General features: G+C 65.6%; 17 protein-coding genes and 1 tRNA gene. 11 read left to right on the top strand and 7 right to left on the bottom strand.

Going from position 1 to position 18,559, the window contains the following annotated elements; genetic code table 11:
* Positions 1 to 10 precede the first annotated feature (10 nt).
* Positions 11 to 87, top strand: a tRNA-Asp gene (locus tag AB5Y64_RS04495).
* A 102-nt stretch (positions 88 to 189) separates the two neighbouring features.
* On the opposite strand, the gene AB5Y64_RS04500 is transcribed toward AB5Y64_RS04495, so the two are convergent.
* The gene (locus AB5Y64_RS04500) at positions 190 to 522 is read right to left on the bottom strand and encodes a cupin domain-containing protein (protein WP_039040809.1); all 333 of its coding nucleotides are present in this window, start codon (positions 520 to 522) and stop codon (positions 190 to 192) included.
* A 206-nt stretch (positions 523 to 728) separates the two neighbouring features.
* On the opposite strand from AB5Y64_RS04500, the gene AB5Y64_RS04505 reads away from it, so the two are divergent.
* The 4 genes from AB5Y64_RS04505 to dhaM all read left to right on the top strand — a co-directional run bounded on the left by AB5Y64_RS04505 (position 729) and on the right by dhaM (position 4,743).
* On the top strand, positions 729 to 2,087 hold the full coding sequence (locus tag AB5Y64_RS04505) for an NCS2 family permease (protein ID WP_010675944.1): 1,359 nt from the start codon (positions 729 to 731) through the stop codon (positions 2,085 to 2,087).
* A gap of 228 nt (positions 2,088 to 2,315) precedes the next feature.
* Positions 2,316 to 3,386, top strand: coding sequence for a dihydroxyacetone kinase subunit DhaK (dhaK, locus tag AB5Y64_RS04510; RefSeq protein ID WP_039040810.1), 1,071 nt, complete (start codon positions 2,316 to 2,318; stop codon positions 3,384 to 3,386).
* 9 nt (positions 3,387 to 3,395) lie between these two features.
* Positions 3,396 to 4,025, top strand: coding sequence for a dihydroxyacetone kinase subunit DhaL (dhaL, locus tag AB5Y64_RS04515; RefSeq protein WP_039040811.1), 630 nt, complete (start codon positions 3,396 to 3,398; stop codon positions 4,023 to 4,025).
* Between the two features lies 1 nt (position 4,026).
* Positions 4,027 to 4,743 carry a dihydroxyacetone kinase phosphoryl donor subunit DhaM gene (dhaM, locus tag AB5Y64_RS04520; protein WP_039040812.1) on the top strand — a complete coding sequence of 239 codons (717 nt, stop codon included), beginning with the start codon at positions 4,027 to 4,029 and terminating at the stop codon, positions 4,741 to 4,743.
* Positions 4,744 to 4,803: 60 nt separating this feature from the next.
* Here dhaM and dhaR read toward each other — a convergent pair whose 3' ends face one another.
* Positions 4,804 to 6,705 (bottom strand): dihydroxyacetone kinase operon transcriptional regulator DhaR, encoded by a 1,902-nt coding sequence (dhaR, locus tag AB5Y64_RS04525; RefSeq protein ID WP_039040822.1) that lies wholly within the window; start codon positions 6,703 to 6,705, stop codon positions 4,804 to 4,806.
* Positions 6,706 to 6,777: 72 nt separating this feature from the next.
* Positions 6,778 to 7,671, bottom strand: coding sequence for a LysR family transcriptional regulator (locus AB5Y64_RS04530; protein WP_039040813.1), 894 nt, complete (start codon positions 7,669 to 7,671; stop codon positions 6,778 to 6,780).
* 116 nt (positions 7,672 to 7,787) lie between these two features.
* Here AB5Y64_RS04530 and AB5Y64_RS04535 point away from each other — a divergent pair, with 116 nt between their 5' ends.
* The 4 genes from AB5Y64_RS04535 (at position 7,788) to AB5Y64_RS04550 (ending at position 12,104) form a co-directional block, all read left to right on the top strand.
* Entirely contained in the window at positions 7,788 to 8,840 is a 1,053-nt protein-coding gene (locus AB5Y64_RS04535; RefSeq protein ID WP_039040814.1) for an agmatine/peptidylarginine deiminase, read from the top strand.
* Between the two features lie 132 nt (positions 8,841 to 8,972).
* Positions 8,973 to 9,845: an N-carbamoylputrescine amidase gene (gene aguB / locus AB5Y64_RS04540; protein ID WP_368203356.1), complete on the top strand. Its 873-nt coding sequence runs from the start codon at positions 8,973 to 8,975 to the stop codon at positions 9,843 to 9,845.
* 23 nt (positions 9,846 to 9,868) lie between these two features.
* Complete coding sequence (locus tag AB5Y64_RS04545; protein WP_039040816.1) at positions 9,869 to 10,966, top strand: extracellular solute-binding protein; 1,098 nt, start codon at positions 9,869 to 9,871, stop codon at positions 10,964 to 10,966.
* A gap of 16 nt (positions 10,967 to 10,982) precedes the next feature.
* Entirely contained in the window at positions 10,983 to 12,104 is a 1,122-nt protein-coding gene (locus AB5Y64_RS04550; RefSeq protein ID WP_039040817.1) for an agmatine/peptidylarginine deiminase, read from the top strand.
* Positions 12,105 to 12,194: 90 nt separating this feature from the next.
* On the opposite strand, the gene AB5Y64_RS04555 is transcribed toward AB5Y64_RS04550, so the two are convergent.
* The 3 genes from AB5Y64_RS04555 to AB5Y64_RS04565 all read right to left on the bottom strand — a co-directional run bounded on the left by AB5Y64_RS04555 (position 12,195) and on the right by AB5Y64_RS04565 (position 15,737).
* Positions 12,195 to 12,899, bottom strand: coding sequence for an SDR family oxidoreductase (locus tag AB5Y64_RS04555; protein ID WP_039040818.1), 705 nt, complete (start codon positions 12,897 to 12,899; stop codon positions 12,195 to 12,197).
* Positions 12,900 to 13,265: 366 nt separating this feature from the next.
* Positions 13,266 to 14,351: an AI-2E family transporter YdiK gene (ydiK, locus tag AB5Y64_RS04560; RefSeq protein WP_029314855.1), complete on the bottom strand. Its 1,086-nt coding sequence runs from the start codon at positions 14,349 to 14,351 to the stop codon at positions 13,266 to 13,268.
* A gap of 9 nt (positions 14,352 to 14,360) precedes the next feature.
* Complete coding sequence (locus AB5Y64_RS04565) at positions 14,361 to 15,737, bottom strand: bifunctional NUDIX hydrolase/phosphatase PAP2 family protein (protein ID WP_039040819.1); 1,377 nt, start codon at positions 15,735 to 15,737, stop codon at positions 14,361 to 14,363.
* 172 nt (positions 15,738 to 15,909) lie between these two features.
* On the opposite strand from AB5Y64_RS04565, the gene AB5Y64_RS04570 reads away from it, so the two are divergent.
* Positions 15,910 to 16,287 carry a hypothetical protein gene (locus AB5Y64_RS04570; protein ID WP_010675931.1) on the top strand — a complete coding sequence of 126 codons (378 nt, stop codon included), beginning with the start codon at positions 15,910 to 15,912 and terminating at the stop codon, positions 16,285 to 16,287.
* A 79-nt stretch (positions 16,288 to 16,366) separates the two neighbouring features.
* On the opposite strand, the gene AB5Y64_RS04575 is transcribed toward AB5Y64_RS04570, so the two are convergent.
* Positions 16,367 to 17,737: a hypothetical protein gene (locus AB5Y64_RS04575; protein ID WP_039040820.1), complete on the bottom strand. Its 1,371-nt coding sequence runs from the start codon at positions 17,735 to 17,737 to the stop codon at positions 16,367 to 16,369.
* Positions 17,738 to 17,956: 219 nt separating this feature from the next.
* Here AB5Y64_RS04575 and AB5Y64_RS04580 point away from each other — a divergent pair, with 219 nt between their 5' ends.
* Positions 17,957 to 18,274 carry a DUF1496 domain-containing protein gene (locus AB5Y64_RS04580; RefSeq protein WP_039040821.1) on the top strand — a complete coding sequence of 106 codons (318 nt, stop codon included), beginning with the start codon at positions 17,957 to 17,959 and terminating at the stop codon, positions 18,272 to 18,274.
* Positions 18,275 to 18,559: the final 285 nt, after the last annotated feature.

The following is an 18,559-nucleotide window of genomic DNA, read 5'->3' on the forward strand; positions in this document are numbered from 1 at the left end:
AACCGAATGCGGAGCGGTAGTTCAGTCGGTTAGAATACCGGCCTGTCACGCCGGGGGTCGCGGGTTCGAGTCCCGTCCGCTCCGCCACTACTTAAGAAGCCCAGTCGAAAGACTGGGCTTTTTTTCGTCTCCACGGTCTCCTCTTCGATATTCGCAGCAGAAGCATTGCCTTCTTGAGCCGTGAGCTTGCTAGTAATAGACGCAGAGCCAGATGGTTGTCTCGGTCGGATGGGTCCACTCCACCCTGTGCTGAAGGTGCGCCGGGATGTTGATGTAATCCCCCGGCCCCAGATGGACGCGTTCCTGTACCCCGGTATCCGGTGTGATGAAGACCAGGATGGCCTCTCCCTGCACCAGCAATACCCATTCGTGTTCATCCTGATCGAACCACTCTCCGGTAGGGGTCTGCTGCCCCTGGGAGAGAATGCGCTCGATACGAACATTGTTGGTACTGACCAGATCCGCGAACACTTCACTGGGCAGGGGGGAGGGGATCTGGCCAAGCAGGTTGCTTGTGTGCATGGGCTTCTCTCCGGTAGATGGGAACGTGGCTAGCTAAGAGTGTAGAAGCTTGGGATGGGCCTCTCTCATGGAAAATGAGGCCTCCAACGAGCCCTTTTATGAAAAACTTCGGGGAAATGGAGGCTTATCCGCTGCAATCTCGCCAAATTCTTGCTATTTTGCGCGCCAGCAAGCAAACGATTTCCTTCACACTTTCAGGATGAACTATGGCAACGCAACAAACGACGGCCCGCGCCGGCAATGGCGGGTTTCTGGATTCCTATTTCTCCATCAGCCAGCGTGGCAGCACGGTGCGACAGGAGCTGCTGGCCGGGTTGACCACCTTCCTGGCGATGGTCTACAGCATCATCGTCGTGCCGAACATGCTGGGCGCAGCCGGTTTTGAGCAGGGCCCGGTGTTTGTGGCGACCTGTCTGATCGCCGCCTTCGGCTCCCTGCTGATGGGGCTCTGGGCCAAGCTGCCGATGGCCATCGGTTGTGCCATCTCTCTCACCGCCTTTACCGCCTTCAGCCTGGTGCTGGGTCAGGGGCTGAGCATTCCGGTTGCCCTTGGCGCCATCTTCCTGATGGGGGTGCTGTTCACCCTGATCAGCGTCACCGGCGTGCGCCAGTGGATCCTGGACAACCTCCCCTCCGGCATTGCCCACGGTACCGGCATCGGTATCGGCCTGTTCCTGCTGCTGATCGCCACCAACGGGGTCGGCATGGTGATCAAGAATGAAGGGGCTGGCCTGCCGGTGCAGCTCGGCGAGATCACCGCCTTCCCGGTCATCATGACGGTGCTGGGCCTGGCTGCCATCTTCGGCCTGGAGCGCCGCAAGGTGCCGGGCGGCATCCTGATGGTGATCATCGCCATCTCCATCCTCGGCCTCATCTTCGATCCGAAAGTGACCTGGCAGGGCTTCTTCGCCATGCCGAGCCTGAGTGGCGAGAATGGCTCCCTGGTGGGCAGCATGGATCTGCTGGGCGCCCTCAATCCGGTGGTGATTCCGACCGTGTTGGCGCTGGTGATGACCGCCGTGTTTGACGCCACCGGCACCATCCGTGCCGTGGCCGGTCAGGCTGGCCTCATCAACGAGCGTGGTCACATCATCAGCGGTGGCAAGGCCCTGACTGCGGACTCCGTCAGCAGCATGGTGGCGGGCGTGGTAGGTGGTGCTCCGGCAGCCGTCTACATCGAATCTGCCGCAGGGACCGCTGCCGGCGGCAAGACAGGTCTGACCGCCACCCTGGTCGGCGTGCTCTTCCTGCTGATGATCTTCCTCTCCCCGCTGAGCTATCTGGTACCGGCCTACGCCACCGCACCGGCCCTGATGTATGTGGGCCTGCTGATGCTGGGCAACGTCACCAAGCTGGACTTCAACGACTCGGTCGATGCCCTTTCCGGCATGCTGTGCGCCGTCTTCATCGTGCTCACCTGCAACATCGTCACCGGCATCATGCTGGGCTTCGTGGCCCTGGTGGTCGGCCGCCTGTTTGCCGCCGAGTGGAAGAAGCTCAACATCGGCACCGTCATCATCGCTGTGGCCCTGGTGATCTTCTACGCCGGTGGCTGGGCCATCTAATCCTCACGCTATCGAGAAGGGCCCTGCGGGGCCCTTTTTCATGGCTGTGAGGCGGCTAACACTTTCCCGGATCTTCCCCATCCGCTCGTTTCAGATTGAAACGTCAGGCTTCGTTTGTTGTTTCAGATCCGAACCGAAATCCCTGTCATTTTTATCCCCCTATGGCTCGCTAGACTGGCTGCATCAACCATCTGTCCACCCGTATGGTGGCAAGCCAAGGAGTGAGCCATGAAGAAGCTGATCAACGCTGTCGATGCCGTGGTCCGTGAACAACTGATGGGGATGGCTGCTGCCCACCCCGAGCTCAAGGTGCGAATCGAACCCCACTACATCACCCGCGCCGATTCCCCCGTGACGGGCAAGGTGGCGCTGGTCTCCGGTGGCGGCAGCGGCCACGAGCCCATGCACGGTGGCCTGGTGGGCAAAGGAATGCTGGATGGTGCCTGCCCCGGCGAGATCTTCACGTCCCCGACCCCGGATCAGATGTACGAGTGCGGTCAGGCCGTCGACGGCGGCGCCGGCGTGCTGTTTCTGGTGAAGAACTACACCGGCGACGTGCTCAACTTCGAGACGGCGGTCGAGCTGCTGCACGGTGACGGGGTCAAGGTGGGCTTCGCCCTCATCGATGACGACGTGGCGGTGAAGGACAGCCTCTACACCGCTGGCCGCCGTGGTGTTGCCACGACAGTGCTGTGCGAGAAGCTGGTCGGTGCCGCCGCCGAGGCGGGCTACGATCTGGCGCGCTGCGAGGCGCTGGCCCGTCGCATCAACAACCAGAGCCGCACCATAGGCGTGGCCATGCATGCCTGCACCGTCCCTGCTGCGGGCAAGCCCTCCTTCATCCTGGCTGACAACGAGGTGGAGTTCGGCGTCGGCATCCACGGCGAGCCGGGCATCGAACGCCGTCCCTTCACCGACCTCAACGCCCTGGTGGACGACATGTTCAAGGAGCTGACCGACAACAGCCCCTATGGCCGCACTCTGCGCCACTGGGACAGAGGCACCGGCAGCTGGCAGGAGGAGCACACCTTTATCGAGCCGCTCAATGGAGGTGACAGGGTCATCGTCCTGGTTAACAGCCTCGGCGGCACCCCCATCTCCGAGCTCTACGGCGTCTATGGCCGCCTCGCGGCCCTGTGCGAAGAGGCGGGCATCCACCTGGTGCGCAACCTCATCGGCCCCTACTGCACCTCCCTCGACATGACCGGCATCTCCATCACCCTGCTCAAGGTGGATGACGAGCTGATGACCCTGTGGGATGCCCCCGTTCACACCCCGGCCCTGCGGCGCGGCTGCTGAGGAATATTTATGTTAAGCAAACATCAGATCGTCAACTGGCTGCTCGACTGCGAGCACATCTTCACCGAGCAGCGTGACTACCTCACCGCGCTGGATACCGACATCGGCGACGGCGACCACGGCCTCAACATGCAGCGCGGCTTTGCCAAGGTGGCGGAGAAGCTGCCCGCGGTGGCGGACAAGGACATCGGCCAGGTGCTCAAAACCACCGGCATGACGTTGCTTTCCTCGGTCGGCGGCGCCAGCGGACCCCTCTACGGCACCTTCTTCATCCGGGCGGCGGCCAGCAGCGATGCCTGCCAGAGCCTGACCCTCGGCCAGCTCGGCAAGATGCTGAGCGACGGGGTGGAGGGGATCGTCTCCCGTGGCCGTGCCGAGCCGGGTGACAAGACCATGTGCGATGCCTGGTGGCCCGCTTTGGCCGCCCTGCAGCAGGCTGAACAACAGGGCCTGCCGCTCCCCGAGGCGCTGGACAAGGCGGTGGCTGCCGCCACAGCCGGCACCGAGGCCACCATCCAGATGCAGGCCCGCAAGGGGCGCGCCAGCTATCTTGGTGAGCGCAGCATCGGCCATCAGGATGCGGGGGCCACCTCGACCCTGCTGCTGCTGACCGCCCTGCGTGACAGAGCGAGGTTGTGACATGATCGGCATCGTAGTGGTCTCTCACAGCGCCATGCTTGCGGCCGGTTTGAAAGCCCTGGCCGATCAGCTCGGCAGCCCGGCGAAGCTGTTGCTGGCGGCCGGGGTCGATGACCCCGCCCATCCCATCGGCACCGACGCCATCGCCGTGATGAGTGCGATGGAAGAGGCGGATGACGGCAGCGGGGTGCTGGTGCTGATGGACTTGGGCAGCGCCCTCCTGAGCGCCGAGACCGCCCTCGAGCTGCTGCCCCCCGAGCTGAGCGCCCGGGTGCGGCTCAGCCCCGCCCCGCTGGTCGAGGGCACTCTGGCCGCCGTGGTGGCCGCTGGCGCAGGCCTGACGCTGGACGAGGTCGCCGCCGAGGCGCTTGGCGCCCTGGGCCCGAAACAGGGAATGCTGCCTGCCAGTGCGGCGCAGGCTACCACGGAGGCAGCCCCCGTTGCCGACGACGGCTGGCTGCGCTGCGAGGTGGTGGTGGAGAATCCCCACGGCCTGCATGTGCGCCCCGCCGCCCGACTGGTCGCGGCACTCAAGCCCTTTGCCGCTGAACTCAGGCTGCAAAAGGGGGACAAAGAGGCGAATCCCCGCAGCCTGAGCCGGCTCGCCATGCTCGATGTGCGCCAGGGGGACAGGCTCATCCTGCTGGCGCGAGGGGAGGATGCCGGGGCGGCGCTGAGCTGCTTCCAGCAACTGGCGCGGGATCGCTTCGGCGACTGAAACATTTCCCCATCCGGGCCCCGTCACGACGGGGCCCGCTTTTTTTGAGGGGCGTTCTGGTCAGTGGTGGTAGTCGGCGGGATCGATGTCGAGCAGTTTGAGTCGCCGCCAGAGGGTGGTGCGGCTGATCCCGAGCTGGCGCGCCATCTGGCTGACCTGGCCCTTGCTGGCACGGGCGGCCCGCAGGATTGCCTGATGCTCCAGCTCCGCCAGGGTGAGCAGCGGCTGTCCCACCACCTCGTCCGCCAGCAGGCAATGGCCCTGGCGGATGGCGGCCGGGAGCGCCCGGGGCGGGATCTGTGCCTCACTGCAATGCAGCAGGGCGTACTCGATGGCGCTGCGCAGCTCCCCCAGGTTGCCGGGCCAGGGGTAGGCCAGCAGGCAGTCGAGGGCGTCAGGGGTGAACTGGCGCCCCGGCTCGCCCCCCTGCACCGCCAGGTGCTGGCGGATGAGGCCAGGCAGATCGGCGCTGCGCTCCCGCAGGCTCGGCAGCCAGAGTTCGCACCCTTGCAGCGCATAGAGCAGCTGGCGCCCGAATCCCCCCTCCTGCACCCGCTGCTCCAGCGGGGCGCTGCTGGTCGCGATGATCCTCACCCTGAGGGGCAGGATGCGGGCGGAGTCGAAGCGCTGGATGCGCCCCGTCTTGAGCAGTTGCAGCAGGGCGGCCTGCATGGGGGCGGGCAGGCACTCCACCTGCTCCAGCACTAGCGTGCCACCGTGAGCCAGCTCGAACTTGCCGGCCCGCTCCTGCCCCGCCTCGTCGGACCCCATGAGTTCCAGCGCCATCCGCTCACTCGGCCATGCCTGGCAGTTGAAGATGACCAGGGGGCCGGCGGCTCGCTCGCTGCCAAAGTGGATGGCCTCCGCCAGTTGGGCCTTGCCCACCTCCTCCTCCCCCCGCAGCAGGACGGGGCCCTGTCCCCTGGCCGCCTGGCGGGCGTGGCGCAGCAGTTTGCGCATGGCGCTTGACTCTCCCACCAGGGCGGAGAGCTCGGGCACCGTCTGGCGCAGTTGATGAATGGCGCGCAATCGATCGGTGGGATGGAGCAGGACGATGAAGCTGACCCCGTCCGGCCCCGGCAGGGGCTTGAGGCTCACCAGGGCGTCGATGAAGGCCTCGCCCCGGGTCTCTCGCCGCTCCAGCGTCACCTCCACATGGCTCAGGGGGGTCATCTCCGCGATGGCCAGACGCAGGCGCTGGGGCATCAGCAGATGGTGATCGAGGGGCTGGCCCAGGCAGACAGCCGGGTCGAGTTGCAGCCGACTGGCCGCCAGGGCGTTGAGGTAGCGCAGCCGCCCCTGGGGATCCCAGGCCAGCACGCCGTCTTCCATGCCATCCAGCAGGGCATAGAGCTCGCTCAAGTGGTGCTGGGACTCCTGCATCAAGCGCTCCATCTGCAGCAGATTGGCCAGCTCACGGCCGGCGCTGACGGTGAGCGCGAGATCCCCCGGCGCGGCCTCTTCCACCCGGCAGATCAGGGCCACGATCGCCACCTGGCGACCGGTGCTGTTGTAGACGGGGCTGGCACAGCAGTGCCAGGGGTGCAGACGCTGGTTGAAGTGCTGGGGGCCGCTGACGCAGAGCGGCACCCCCTCCAGGGCCGCCAGGTTGACGGCATTGGTGCCGATGCGTCCCTCGCTGAAAAACGCGCCTGGGCCAAAACCGAGTGCCGCCAGCGCCTGCAGGGTATCGGGGTGGCCGGTCCGGGCCAGCAGGCAACCGCTCTCGTCGGTGAGCAGCAGGGCGCAGGGGCGCCCCTCCATGAACTCGTAGAGATCCTCCAGCGCCATCTCGCCGGTAGTGAGCAGGTCCCGTTTGCGCTGGCGCAGGCTCTCCAGGGTCTGCCCTCTGGCACAGTGGGGAGGATGCCAGAGGGACGCGCTGGTCTGGTGGGCACAGCGCAGCCAGGAGGCCTGCAGGTGCTCGGGCCAGGACGAGAGGGGCTGGGGGACGGATGGCATGGTCACGGCGATATCCGGCAAAAGGGAAGGGGCCATTTAATCACCCTTGCCGCCCCGATTCAGTGACCGCTCTCAGAGTGTCGCGTCCTGGTCCCGGGTGGCAGCCTCTGCGGCAAACTGCTGCTGGAGCCATTGGCTCACCGCCCGGCACTGGGGGCTGGCTTCGCTCTCCTGATGGATCAGCATGTTCCAGTTCGGCCCGGCCACCCGGTGGGACGAGAGGGGCAGCAGCCACCCCTGTCGGCGTGCGTCGCGAGAGAGCAGCTCGCTCGCCAGCGCCACCCCGAGCCCGGCGCTGGCCGCATCCTGCAACAAGCCGGGATCGGAGAAGTTGAGCCCCTGGGTCTGCAGGTGCAGATCGTCGCCGCCCTTGAGGGTCCAGTGGTGCCAGTCCATCTCCCGCTCCCCGTGCAGGGTGGTGCGCTCCTGCGCGGGCTGTGCCAGCACGGCCGGGCTCGCCACCGGCAGCAGCCGATCCGCCAGCAGCGGCTGATGGCGGCATTCCGCCTGGGGAGCCAGCCCCCAGCGCAGCGAAATGTCGATGGTCTGCTCGGCCATGTTCGGCGTGTCGTCGCTGGTGAACAGCCAGAGATCGATGCCCGGATGCTGGGTGTGAAGGTCGGCCAGCCGGGGCAGCAGCCAGAGGCGGGCGATGGCGGTACTGGTGTTGAGCACCAGCTGGTTCGGCTTGCGGTACTGCTCGAGGCGCTGTATTCCCACCGCCAGTTGCAGCAGCACCTGCTGGGTCGTCTCCAGCAGATCCTGGCCCGCGTCGGTCAGGGCGACGGAACGTCCCTGGCGGTGAAACAGAGGCTGGCCAAGCAGCTCCTCCAGCGAGCGGATCTGCTGACTGATGGCAGACTGGGTGAGGTGCAGCTCCTGGGCCGCCTGATGAAAGCTGCCGAGCCTGGCCGCCGCCTCGAAGCCGCGCAGCACGTTGAGAGGGGGCCAGTGTTTGAACATCATTGATTAGCTCCACTTATCACTTTTATCGAAAATCGATCGTTTGTTACCCATCAGCGGGGAGAATAGTCTATTCCCATCGTCAATAACCTTAATAGTACCTAATCAGAGAGGCTGAGATGCGCGAGCAGGGAATGAGGGCTGTGGGCTGGTTCATGCCAGCGGAGTGGTGCCGGCACGCGGCGACCTGGATGGTCTGGCCGCACAACAAGGCGCTGTGGGAAAACGGCTGGGGCGTAACCCTGCCCCAGGTCCAGCAGGACTTCGCCCGGGTGGTCAATGCCATCGCCCGCTTCGAACCGGTGAACCTGGTGGTGGATCCCGCCGCACAGGTCGAGGCTCGCGCCCTGTGCGGCGACGGGGTGCGCTTCATACCCCTGCCGGTGGATGACAGCTGGTGCCGTGACTCCGGCCCCACCTTCATCTGCCATCCCGAGCTTGGCACCGCCGGGATCAGCTGGCGTTTCAACGCCTGGGGCGGCAAGTCGGCCCACGGTCTGGACGAGGGGCTGGCGCGGCGCGTTCTCAACAGCCTGGAGCTGGAGTGCATCGGCAGCTTCCTCGCCAACGAAGGGGGCGCCATCCATGTGGATGGGGAGGGCACCCTGATCACCACGGAGTCGGTGCTGCTCAACAGCAACCGCAACCCCGGCATGACCAAAGTGGAGATCGAACGGATCTTCAGCCGCCTGCTCGGCATCGAGAAGACTATCTGGCTGCCGGGGGATCCGGACCACGTCACCGGCGACATGACGGACGGTCATGTGGACGGGGTCTGCGCCTTCAGCCGCCCCGGCCACCTGCTGGTGGACGCCACCCTGGACGGGCACTCCACCTATGGCCGCGTGGTGCGGGAGAACCGCCGAGCCCTGGCCCTGGTCACCGATGCGAGAGGTCGCTCCTTCGAGTGCCTCGAGCTGTTCGAGGCGAGCGAGGCGGTGGACGCCGAGGCGGAGGTGTTCTGCGCCTCCTACACCAACTTCTACCTCGCCAACGGCGCCATCATCATGCCCGCCTACGGCGTAGGCGCGGACGAGGCGGCGGGGGAGGTGCTGAGGCGCGCCTTCCCGAACAGGCAGCTGGTGCCGGTGCGCATCAACCAGTTGGCCCACGGCGGGGGCGGCATTCACTGCATCACCCAGCAGCAGCCGGCCTGGCCGGTGCAGGGGTAAGCGTTTGGAGCGGCCTCGTCAGGCGTCTGCGAGGCCTCATGACGGGATCAGGGAGGAGAGATTCATGAACAAGGTCGTCGCAACCATGCAGTTTGCCTGTCAGCGGGAACGCGTGTCAGGGAGGGTATCCGGATGAGCAAGATCGTTGTCGCCACCACACAATTCGCTTGCAGCTGGGAGCTGGAGCGCAATCTGGACACAGCGGAGAGCCTGGTACGGGACGCCGCCGCCAGGGGGGCCAACCTGGTGCTGTTGCAGGAACTCTTCGCCACCCCCTATTTCTGCATCGAGCAATACCACGGCCATCTGGCGCTGGCGGAGTCGTTCGAGCAGAGCCGGGTGCTGCGCCGCTTCTCGGCCCTGGCGCGGGAGCTGGGGGTGGTGTTGCCCATCAGCTGGTTCGAGCGTGCGGGCAACGCCTACTTCAACTCCCTGGCGATGGCGGATGCGGATGGTCGCCTGCTCGGGGTCTATCGCAAGACCCATATCCCGAACGCCATCGGCTATCAGGAGAAGGAGTATTTCAGCCCGGGGGATACGGGGTTTCGGGTCTGGGACACGGCCGCTGGCCGCATCGGGGTCGGCATCTGCTGGGATCAGTGGTTCCCGGAGGCGGCCCGCGCCATGGCGCTGCAGGGGGCCGAGCTGCTGCTCTATCCCACCGCCATCGGCTCGGAGCCGGGGGCAGAGGGGCTCGATTCCCGGGATCACTGGCAGCTGACCCAGCGCGGCCACGCCGCCGCCAACATCATGCCGGTGATCGCCGCCAACCGCATCGGACGCGAGGTGGCGACCCGGGATCCCGCGTTGCAGATGCGCTTCTATGGCTCCTCCTTCATCACGGATCACAAGGGGGCTCTGCTGGCCGAGGCGGACAGGGATACCCCGGGCGTGCTGGTGCGGGAGCTGGATCTCGCCGCCATGGCCGAGGAGCGGCTGACCTGGGGCATCTATCGAGATCGCCGCCCCGAGATGTATGGCGCCTTGCTGAGCCTGGATGGGTAGGGCCAGCGGGGAGGGCGTCCATCATGAGTGCCTTGACCAAGATAGCCATGGGGCTGGCCCTGCTGCTGAGCGTCGGGGTTCAGGCCGATGAGACGCAGGAAGAGAAGGTGCTGCGCCTCTACAACTGGTCCGATTATTTCGCCCCCGATACCCTGAGCGAATTCACCCGGGAGACCGGGATCCGGGTCATCTACGACGTGATGGACAGCAGCGAGACCCTGGAGGCCAAGCTGATGGCGGGTCGCAGCGGGTATGACCTCATCTTCCCGGGGGACACGGTGGCGGAGCGGCTGATGCGGGCGGGCAGCCTGCAGCCCCTCGACAAGGGCAAGCTGCAACACCTGGGGGACATAGACCCCGGCCTGGCGCGGTTGCAGCAGGCCTATCCCCATGCGAAGGAGGCCGTGGTGCCCTACACCTGGGGCACCATAGGGCTCACCTACAATGCGGACGCTATCAAGCAGCGGATGCCGGATGCCCCGGTCAGCAGCCTGGACATGCTGTTCAAGCCCGAGCTGGCGGCGAAATTTGCAGATTGCGGCATCTCGGTCATCGACTCCCCGGACGAGGTGCTGGCGGTGGTGCTGCACTATCTTGGGCGGGATCCCCGCAGCGGCAAGGCGGACGATCTGGAGGCGGCCCTGGCCCTGCTCAAGGGGATCAAGCCCTATATCCGCAAGTTCCAGTCCCAGCCGGTGACTCAGCTGGTGAACGGGGATCTCTGCCTCTCCCTGGGCTACAGCGGCGACATGACCCAGGCCAGGCGCGCCGCCGCCGAGGCGGGCAAGGGGGTCGACTTCGAATACCGATTGCCGAAGGAGGGGAGCACCATCTGGATGGACACCATGGCGATCCCGGCGGATGCCCCCCATCCTGACTATGCCTATGCCTTTATCAACTTCGTGATGCGCCCGGCCAACATGGCGGCCATCACCAACAGCACCGGTTATCCGACTGCCAGTGCCAAGGCCAGACCCATGGTGGATGCCACCATGACGGCCAACCCGGATATCTACCTGGACGAGGCCAGCTACCAGCGGCTCATTCCGGGTCAGGATATAGCACAATCCCAGATGCGTGCCCGCATGCGAGCCTGGACTCGCTTCAAGAGCAGCCTCTGAACCCAGGAGTAGAACGATGTTTTCCCGACGCCACGTATTGAAACAACTGGTCGCCCTCGGCGCCATTGCTGGGTTTGGCAGCCTGCCCGGTGCCCGCGCGGCCTTCGCCGCCGGCGAGACCAGTGCCGCCGGCCGCTACCACATGCCGGAGGAGTCCTCCCCCCAGGCCCTGGTGTGGGTGGCCTTCGGGGCCACCAGCGAGATCTGGGGTCGCCACTACAAGGAGGTGCAGGCCACCATAGGGCGGCTGGTGCAGGCCATGGTGCCCTACACCCGGGTCAACGTGCTCTGCCACGAGGATGACGAGGCGCTGGCGCGCCAGTTATGCGGCGAGCGCAACACCCACTTCGTCCACGCCGAGATGGATGACATCTGGCTGCGGGATACCGGCGGCGTCTTCGTGCAGGACGAGCAGGGAGGGCTCGGGCTGGTGGACTTCAACTTCAACGGCTGGGGTGACAAGCAGGAGCACAGCCATGACGCCAGGGTCGCCGCCCTGGTGGGCCGGCAGACCGATGCCTATTACCTGCAGAGCGAGCTCATCGGTGAGGGGGGCGGCATCGAGGTGGATGGCAACGGCACCGCCATCATGACCGAGAGCAGCTGGATCAACAGCAACCGCAACCCCGGCCTCACCAAGGCGCAGGTGGAGGCGGAGCTCAAGGCCAACCTGGGGCTGCGCAAGATCATCTGGCTGCCGGGGATCAAGGGCCGCGACATCACGGATGCCCACGTGGACTTCTACGCCCGCTTCGTGCGCCCCGGGGTGGTGGTGATCAACATGGACAACGATCCCGACTCCTACGACTACAAGGTGACCCGCCAGCACCTCGCCATCCTGCAGCAGGCGACGGACGCCGACGGCAACAAGCTGGAGCTGCATCAGCTGCCGCCGCCCCTGGGCGGGCGGGACAACAAGTTCAGCCGCAGCCCGGACTTTGCCGCCGGTTACATCAACTACCTGCCCATCAACGGCGCCGTCATCGCTCCCCAGTTCGGGGATGCCAGGGCCGACCGCCATTGCCGGGATCTGCTGGCCAGCCTCTATCCGGGGCGCAAGATAGTGCAGATAGACATAGACCCGGTGGCGGCCGGGGGCGGCGGCATCCACTGCATCACCCTCCATCAACCTGCCTGATCTTACGCGCAGGCCGCCTCTGGCGGTGTGACGCAGAACAAGGGGCGCCTCGGCGCCCCTTGTTCTTGCTGGCGTTCCATGGCGCCTCGCTCAGATCCCCGTCATGCCGATCTCGTCGAGCTGCACGTGGGCCGGTTGGCGCAGGGTGTAGAGCACGGCCTCGGCCAGATCCTCCACCTGCAGCCAGCCGGGCTTGCGATCAGCGGCGCAAGCCGGGGGCGGCACCTGCACCAGGCCTGGGCAGAGGGTGTGGACCCGGATGCCCTGGTGCTGCACCTCTTCCCGCAGTGCCCGGGCGAACCCCAGCACCGCAAACTTGGCGGCGCAGTAGACGCCGGCCCTGGCATAGCCGTGCCTGGCGGCCTGGGAGGCGATGTTGATGACGGTGCCGTGGCGGTTTGCCAGCATGTCCGGCAGGCAGGCCCGGGTCAGCAGGAAGGTGCCCTTGGCACAGGTATCCATCACCCTGTCCCACTCCGATTCCGGCAGGTCCTGCACCAGGTGGTCGCTGCCGACCCCGCTGTTGTTGATCAGCAGATCGACGGGGCCGAGCCGCTCCCGGATCCGGGCATGGCCGTCCCGCACCTGATCGCCGTCGCACACATCCAGCGCCAGTGCCATGACTCGCACTCCGTATCGCGCCTCCAGTCTGGCCGCTTCCTGCTCCAGCAGCCCCAGACGGCGGGAAGCGAGGATCAGCTCCACCCCCTGGCTGGCCAGGGCCTCGGCGATGGCCAGTCCGATGCCGCTGGCGCCGCCGCTGATGAGGGCCCGTGTTGCTCTCAGTTCGTTCATCTTGTCTTCTCCTCCAATGGTGCAGGTATTGTGGCGGGCGCCTTCGGCAGGGAACAGGGGAGGGGAAGGAGTGACTCGAACCCTGGTTCGTGTTTTGGCGTTCCGGTTCGAACTTTGGTTCTAAACGCCGCGACCGGCCGTCGGCTCGATTAGCCATAAGGGGTAATCGGACGTTCGCGTAAATCAATTCTCCCGCTATAACAGCCATCCATATTTCCCTGCTGACGGATGCCGCTGATTCATGGACACACCGGACAGCGGCATCTCGATCGTCCGATTACGCTTCGCTAATCGAACCTGCATGGGACGGTAATAAACAAAAGAGCCGCCCTGGGGCGGCTCTTTGCATCGGGGATGAATGAATCATCACGGCGCCTTGGGCGGCTCCACCAGAGCGCTCGCCGGTTGGTCATCTTCCTTGATCCAGGCATCCAGCAGGGTGTAACCCACCGCCAGCACCACGGGGCCGATGAAGAGACCGATGATCCCCATGGCCAGCAGGCCGCCGATGACCCCCACCAGAATGAGGATCAGCGGCAGGTCGGCCCCGCGCTTGATGAGGAAGGGGCGCAGGAAGTTGTCCATGGTGCCCGCCAGCAGGGACCAGACCAGCAGGAAGGTGCCCCAGGTGGTGTCCCCGCTCCAGTAGAGGTAGCCGACGCTGGCCAGCAGCACCGGGAAGGGGCCTATCTGGGCGACGATCAGCAGGAACATCAGCACCACCAGCACCATGACATAGGGAATGCCGGCGATGAGCAGGCCCAGGCCCGCCACCGAGGATTGCACCAGGGCGGTCACCACCACCCCCATGGCGACGGCGCGGATGGCCTGGGAGGCGAGCACCACCGCATTGTCACCGCGCTGGCCCGCCAGACGGTGGGCGAAGCGGCGAATGCCTTCTGCCGCCTTCTCTCCCGAGTGGTAGAGCAGGCCGCAGATGGCCACGGTCAGCAGGAAGTGGACGAACAGCAGGCCGAGGTTGCCCGCCTGGGCCGCCAGCCAGCGGGCGGTCTGGCCGAAGTAGGGGGCCAGCTTGGTGAACAGCACCTGGCCGCCGCTCGCGAGGATCTGCTGCCAGAACTCATAGAGCTTGTCGCCCACCAGGGGCACTTGCTGCAACCAGAGCAGCTCGGGGGGCGGGGATTGGCTGAGCTCGGTGCCCAGCTCGATGAGCATGGGGGCCTTCTCCGCCACGTTGGCCAGCGTCATGAAGAGGGGAATGACGAAGATGAGCAGCAAGATGCTGGTCATCAGCAAGGCCGCCAGGGTGCGCTTGCCCCACAGCAGGCGCTGGGCCATCTGCATCAGGGGCCAGGTGGCGATGGTGATCATGGTCGACCACACCAGGGCGGGCAGGAAGGGGCGCAAGACCATGAAGCACGAGATGATGAGCAGGCTGAGGAACAGCAAGCCCAGGGTGATCTTGGCCAAATCCACTTTTTTCATATTCATGGCATTCCCTTAACGAGGGGTTGAGCGCCCGGTTCGGGCACCGTGACGGATAGCGGACAACGACCACCAGAGCCCGGCGCTGAGCCAGAACCCCAGGCAGCCAAAGAGCCACCCTTGTCCCGCGAGGATCAGCAGAGAGCTGCTGGTGAGCGCGGGCACCAGGAACAGGAGCCCTGCCACGACCAGCCCCCCTGCCAGGGTCAGCAGCGCGGCGGGCAGGGCGGGGGTGGGGCTCCGTTCGAGTGATAGCAGATTACCCGATACCAGCCCCAGGGTGAACATGGCAAGCCCGGCCAGGGCGGTGGACTGGGTGAGCCAGGCCGAGAGGGCGCTGGCGATGAGCAGCCCGGCCCAGGGGAGCGGGCGTGCCGCCAGCTTCGCCAGCGGGGCGCGCAGTGCCAGCAGCAGGGCCCCCAGGGCAAGGCCGGCCACCACATCCGAGAGGAAGTGGACCCCCAGCCAGACCCGGGCCAGCCCGGCCACGCCGGCCAGCAACAGGGCCAGCAGGGCCCCCTGCCAAACCCACAGCGCCGGCAGCCAGCCAAGCAGCAGGCCCCAGTAGAGCAGGGTCGAGGCGGCGTGGCCGCTCGGCATGCCGAAGCCCTGGGCACTCTGGCGGGCCAGCTCGGGTTGCAGGTGGAAGGGCCTGGGCCAGCCGATGCCCGCCTTGAGCAGGTTCACCACCAGGGTGAGCAGCACCATGGCAAACAGCAGGTGGCGCAGCCTGGACCAGCCGAGCAGGGGCAGCAGCAAGGGCAGCAGCGCCAGCTGGAAGGGGGCCGAGCCCAGCAGATTGCCCGCCCTTGGCCAGAGCGCATCCGGCCCGAGCCATTGTTGCAGGCGCTGGATCAGCGGCAACTCGGCGCGGTGCAGCGCACTGGCCGCGTCGCTGAAATCCGTCACCCACAGCACCCGGCTCTCGGGCACCTCGGCCAGCCTCGGGGCTATCCAGTCGAGCTGCGCCGGGAAGCGACGCTGGTCAGGGGGCAGGTCGGCGGCCGCGATCAGCCTGGCGTTCAGGATCTCGCCACCGAGATCCGGGGCCTGGAGCAAGGAGACAAACCCCGTCCCTCGCTGGACCCGCAGGGGCTCCAGGGTCTGGCAGGCGAACACCCTGGCCCGTTGCCAGCGCCCCAGCTCGCCGGTGACGCGACCCTGCAGGCCGGTCTCCTCGAACAGCTCGCGCAGGGCCGCCTGCTCCGGGGTCTCCCCCCTGTCGATGTAGCCGCCGCTCAGGCTGTAGCGCGAGGAGAGCCTGTCCTGCACCAGCAGGATCCCTTGCTGGTGGCGGATCACGCAGGCGGCCGCAGAGGGAGGGGATTCGGCGTGGGAGGCGGGCAGGGCACCGCCCAGCAACAGCAGCAGGCAGAAGACGACTCGAAACATGATGACACCCAGGGGCAAGGAGTGGGGACAAGGGTCACAGAAATCAGACGGCCGGGCAATGGCTTGCAGGGGGCACCGACCCTGTGGGGGACGCAAGGATTGCCGTCTGCGCGGGCAGTCCCTAGTATTGGCGGCTATTGTTCTTCTCATTCACTACATTGTGGGGCTCTTCATGCGACAGTTCGGTTTCTTTCTGGGGATTGCCATCGGCGTCATCCTGATACTGTTTGGCAGCATCGTCATCTTCCAGGCCCTGCCTGCGGCGCTGGACGTGCTGGAGATGCCGAGCCGGATCCCCTTCGTGCGCGAGGTGTACACCTGGCTGATGAGCAGCGCCAACGGGCTCACCGCCCAGCTGGAGCAGAACTTCCTGGAGGCCTTCCAGACGGTGCTCAAGCTGATCCTGCTCATCACCTTCATGTGGGTCTGTGTCAAGCTGGTCAACATGGGGGTGCTGATCATCCGGGCCGGCGTCGACCTTATCCGCACCGCCATCGAGCACAGCGAAGAGAAGGGTGCCAAGCCCACCGAGCAGGACCGCCATTTCTGATCTTCCCCTGCTACGGGTCAGATAAACAACAGGCCATCATGTGATGGCCTGTTTTTATGGTGGCATGACGCTTAAAAAGTCAGTTAAGCAGTTTTTCCAGCTCCGCTTCGGCATCCGCCCTGGCCTGATCGCTCAGGGTGCCGGAGGTCGCTTCCCGCTTCTCGCCCTGTTGCTGCACCGCCTTTTCGGCTTGCTGCTGCGCACTGGTCGCGGCACTGATGGCGGCGGCGCTGCTGGCGGCCTGCTTGGCGCTGTCGCTCACTGCCTTGGCGGTTTGCTGCTGCGTACTGGTCGCGGCACTGATGGTTGCGGCGCTGCTGACGGCCTGCTTGGCGGTGTCGCTCACCGCCTTTTCGGCTTGCTGCTGTGCACTGGTCGCGGCACTGATGGTCGCTGCGCTGCTGACGGCCTGCTTGGCGCTGTCGCTCACCGCCTTGGTCGCTTGCTGCTGCGCCGTGGTTGCGGCACTGCTGATGGCCTGTTTGGCGCTGTCGCTCACCGCCTTGGCGGCTTGTTGCTGCACTGTGGTCGCGGCACTGATGGTCGCTGCGCTGCTGGCGGCCTGCTTGGTGGTGTCGCTCACCGCCTTGGCCGCTTGCTGCTGCGCTGTGGTGGCGGCACTGATGGTTGCTGCGCTGCTGGCGGCCTGCTTGGCGCTGTCGCTCACCGCCTTTTCGGCTTGCTGCTGCACTGTGGTGGCGGCACTGATGGTCGCTGCGCTGCTGGCAGCCTGCTGGGCGCTGTCGTTCACCGCCTTGGTGGCTTGCTGCTGCGCCGTGGTGGCGGCACTGCTGGCAGCTTGCTTGGCGCTGTCGCTCGCCGCCTTGGTGGCTTGTTGCTGCGCCGTGGTGGCGGCACTGCCGATCACCTGTCTGGTGGAGTCGGACAGGGCCTTGCTGGCGCTCTGTTGCAGGCCCCCCATCATGGTGCCCAGCAGAGAACTGCCAGCGCCCGTGAGCCCCTGACCGGCACCGGTCAGGGCCGTGGCGGCCGGGGTGGCCTGGGACTGCCAGCCCTGCATGGCGCTGGGCCAGGTCGGGGTGGCGGCCGTCAGGTTTTCCCCGAAGACCTGGGTCGCCCCGTCACCTTTTTGCACCATGACGGCGAGCTGGTTGGTGTCGGCGTTCCAGACCATGCCGGCCTGCTTGGCTACGTCCGGCACGGGGGCGTAGCGGGAGACCACGTAAAAGAGCGGCCCCTCCTGTTGCAGCTCGTCGGCGGTCTTGAGCAGCTGCATGGTGCTCTCGTAGTTGGGCCCCAGCATGGCGGTCATTCTGTCCTTGATCAGCGGCTGCTCGAACAGGTTGGCCTCGTTCGGATCGAAACCGACCAGCGGCTTGAGCAGGGCCCACATCAGCTGGCTGGTGGGGCTCATCATCAGCAGGGGGGCGACACAGGCGGACAACATCAGGCTCAGGCAGGCAGCCTTGAGCAACGGCATGATACGCATTGACAACATATCCAGTTAATTATCTGATTATTAAGGGTTATTCATTACCGCATCCCGGCTATGCCGGTGGGGGCCCACGGCAGCGCCCTGACAGGCTTTTGCGGGCGCAGGCAGGCTATCATATTGCTTCCGGAATGCCAGATGAGCCGACATTTATTGGTCAAGTCGAGGGCTCTGCTGGTCGCTCTACACTTTCACACCCCCGTGACAGGAATTCCCATGATCCGTTGTGCAGGTTGTCTGCTGGCCCTTGGCTGGCTCTTCCCCGCGTTGGCCGCCCCGGCGTCCAACACCCTCAGCCACTCGGTGGGCACCGAGCTGGTGCTGCCCCTTGGTTCGCTGCCCGAGCGGGTGTGCTGGTATCAGGATCAGAAATACTCCCAGGGGGCCCGCATCCAGCAGGGGGAGCTCTGGCTGGAGTGCGCGCCGCAACAGGCGATGGAGACCAATGGTCCCCTGATCTGGCGAGAGGTGACGACGCCGTCACAGAGTGGTGAACCGGAGGGCAACCAGCGGACGATCCGGGTGGGCCAGTGAGCCTTTTCTTGATCCAGCTACAGACACGGGCGTGATCTCTATCGCATAATGCGGCTCTTTCTTCTCTTGACTGGGATCTAAGCAATGGCTCGTCGCTCTTCCAATGCACAACGTCGTCGCAGCAGCTGGTGGTACAAACGCTTGTTGGCAAGGGAGCGGGAAGAGCGCGAAGCGCGTTCCGTCCGGGATTGATACCGCATTGAACAACGGAGCCTCGGGCTCCGTTTTTATGGGTGACTAAACGTGCATTACTGCAGGCAGGTTTATTACCACAGGTGGATAATG

Source organism: Aeromonas sp. R5-1 (assembly GCF_040908265.1).
In the GTDB taxonomy this organism is placed as follows: Bacteria; Pseudomonadota; Gammaproteobacteria; order Enterobacterales; family Aeromonadaceae; genus Aeromonas; species Aeromonas caviae.

Coding starts and splice junctions, on each gene's coding strand:
- AB5Y64_RS04555 (WP_039040818.1), bottom strand. CDS start 12,899: ATGAACGAACTGAGAGCAACACGGGCCCTCATCAGCGGCGGCGCCAGC.
- AB5Y64_RS04575 (WP_039040820.1), bottom strand. CDS start 17,737: ATGCGTATCATGCCGTTGCTCAAGGCTGCCTGCCTGAGCCTGATGTTG.
- dhaM (WP_039040812.1), top strand. CDS start 4,027: ATGATCGGCATCGTAGTGGTCTCTCACAGCGCCATGCTTGCGGCCGGT.
- AB5Y64_RS04500 (WP_039040809.1), bottom strand. CDS start 522: ATGCACACAAGCAACCTGCTTGGCCAGATCCCCTCCCCCCTGCCCAGT.
- ydiK (WP_029314855.1), bottom strand. CDS start 14,351: ATGAATATGAAAAAAGTGGATTTGGCCAAGATCACCCTGGGCTTGCTG.
- AB5Y64_RS04565 (WP_039040819.1), bottom strand. CDS start 15,737: ATGTTTCGAGTCGTCTTCTGCCTGCTGCTGTTGCTGGGCGGTGCCCTG.
- AB5Y64_RS04530 (WP_039040813.1), bottom strand. CDS start 7,671: ATGATGTTCAAACACTGGCCCCCTCTCAACGTGCTGCGCGGCTTCGAG.
- aguB (WP_368203356.1), top strand. CDS start 8,973: ATGAGCAAGATCGTTGTCGCCACCACACAATTCGCTTGCAGCTGGGAG.
- AB5Y64_RS04535 (WP_039040814.1), top strand. CDS start 7,788: ATGCGCGAGCAGGGAATGAGGGCTGTGGGCTGGTTCATGCCAGCGGAG.
- AB5Y64_RS04505 (WP_010675944.1), top strand. CDS start 729: ATGGCAACGCAACAAACGACGGCCCGCGCCGGCAATGGCGGGTTTCTG.
- AB5Y64_RS04580 (WP_039040821.1), top strand. CDS start 17,957: ATGATCCGTTGTGCAGGTTGTCTGCTGGCCCTTGGCTGGCTCTTCCCC.
- AB5Y64_RS04545 (WP_039040816.1), top strand. CDS start 9,869: ATGAGTGCCTTGACCAAGATAGCCATGGGGCTGGCCCTGCTGCTGAGC.
- AB5Y64_RS04570 (WP_010675931.1), top strand. CDS start 15,910: ATGCGACAGTTCGGTTTCTTTCTGGGGATTGCCATCGGCGTCATCCTG.
- dhaR (WP_039040822.1), bottom strand. CDS start 6,705: ATGCCATCCGTCCCCCAGCCCCTCTCGTCCTGGCCCGAGCACCTGCAG.
- dhaL (WP_039040811.1), top strand. CDS start 3,396: ATGTTAAGCAAACATCAGATCGTCAACTGGCTGCTCGACTGCGAGCAC.
- AB5Y64_RS04550 (WP_039040817.1), top strand. CDS start 10,983: ATGTTTTCCCGACGCCACGTATTGAAACAACTGGTCGCCCTCGGCGCC.
- dhaK (WP_039040810.1), top strand. CDS start 2,316: ATGAAGAAGCTGATCAACGCTGTCGATGCCGTGGTCCGTGAACAACTG.